This window comes from Niastella sp. OAS944, from assembly GCA_024809215.1.
In the GTDB taxonomy this organism is placed as follows: Bacteria; Bacteroidota; Bacteroidia; order Chitinophagales; family Chitinophagaceae; genus Niastella.
Genome location: JANUBW010000026.1, coordinates 1 through 1,423, shown reverse-complemented (window position 1 = coordinate 1,423; position 1,423 = coordinate 1). Strand labels below are relative to the sequence as shown.

The window sequence follows — 1,423 nt, the reverse complement described above, 5'->3', positions numbered from 1 at the left end:
TGGAAGTGTCTAATTCTTTGTGTAAATAAAATATAAGTAACTGTATTAGAGAGATTAATCCCCCGGGCAGGTGAAGCGAAGTGAGGCGGAGCGTAGCGGAGCCGAACGAAGCGAACCTGCCCGGGAGCGGCGGCCTCACTGGCCCCGCTTTTTTATTACCTTTAAATACAGTTTATGGACAATCAACAATCAAACGTACCGAAGGATTTTTTTAAGCAGTTTAAAAGCAAGGAAGACTTTCAATCCTTTTTCAGTGAACTTTACAAGCAAGGAGTAGAAGAGATGCTCAAAGCGGAACTGGATGAGCATCTGGGTTATGAAAAACATAGTAAAGAAGGCCATAATACTGGTAACAGCCGCAACGGCTCCTATACAAAAAAGGTCAAAACTGAGTCCCTCGGAGACTTAATATTAAACATTCCTCGTGACCGTAACAGTGAATTTTCTCCCCAACTGATTCCCAAGGGGTCGCGTATGAGTGACAAGCTGGAAGAAGCTATCATCGGCATGTACAGCCGAGGTATGACCACATCTGACATCTCCCAACAGGTAAAAGAAGTATATGGCGTAGAAGTCAGCGAAGGTACTATATCCAACGTTACTAACCGTATTATTGAACATGTAAAGGAATGGCAAAACAGAGCATTGGAGCCTGTTTATTTTACTGTTTGGATGGACGGGATTGTATTAAAAGTGAGGCATAATGGTAAGTATATCAACAAGTGTATTTACCTGGTAATTGGCTTAAAGAATGATGGACTCAAGGAAGTATTGGGCATGTGGATGGCAGAAACAGAATCAGCCTCATTTTGGCTTTCAGTTCTAACTGACCTGAAAGCCCGTGGCGTTGAAGACATCCTCATAGCCTGTACAGACAATCTCAAAGGATTTACAGATGCTATAAAAGGGGCTTTTCCTAATGCGGTAACTCAGTTATGCATTGTCCATCAAATCCGAAATAGCTGCAAATATGTTGTTTGGAAAGATCGTAAAGCATTCTGTGCTGATCTTAAAAACGTCTATGGCGCTGTAAACCGCCAACAAGCAGAAATAGCTCTTGAGAACTTCGATAAAAACTGGGGAGCGAAATACAAGCATGCAATTCAATCCTGGCGAACTAATTGGGACAACCTAACCAATTATTTTGACTTCCCTCTGGAAATCAGAAAAATCATTTATACCACCAACACCATTGAAAACCTTAATCGGGGGATTCGAAAGTACACTAAAGCAAAGGTCCAGTTCCCTGATGATGCTTCAGCTTTAAAAGCTGTTTATCTGGCTATTACCAATATCGAAACAAAATGGAGTTCGCCTTTACATAATTGGGGGTTTATTCTGCATCAATTCTTAACTATCTTTGAACACAGATGCCGACTCTAATACTGTTACTTCCTATTTACACATAATATTTTACACTCTC

General features: G+C 41.0%; 1 protein-coding gene. It reads left to right on the top strand.

The genetic code is table 11. The annotated features are described in order from the left end of the window. The first annotated feature begins 174 nt into the window (after positions 1-174). Positions 175-1,383, top strand: a complete 1,209-nt coding sequence (locus GGD38_RS37330; RefSeq protein WP_375301508.1) for an IS256 family transposase — start codon at positions 175-177, stop codon at positions 1,381-1,383. The last annotated feature ends 40 nt before the right edge of the window (positions 1,384-1,423 follow it).

Excerpts from the sequence above, each read along its gene's own strand:
- GGD38_RS37330 (WP_375301508.1), top strand. The coding sequence starts at position 175 with ATGGACAATCAACAATCAAACGTACCGAAGGATTTTTTTAAGCAGTTT.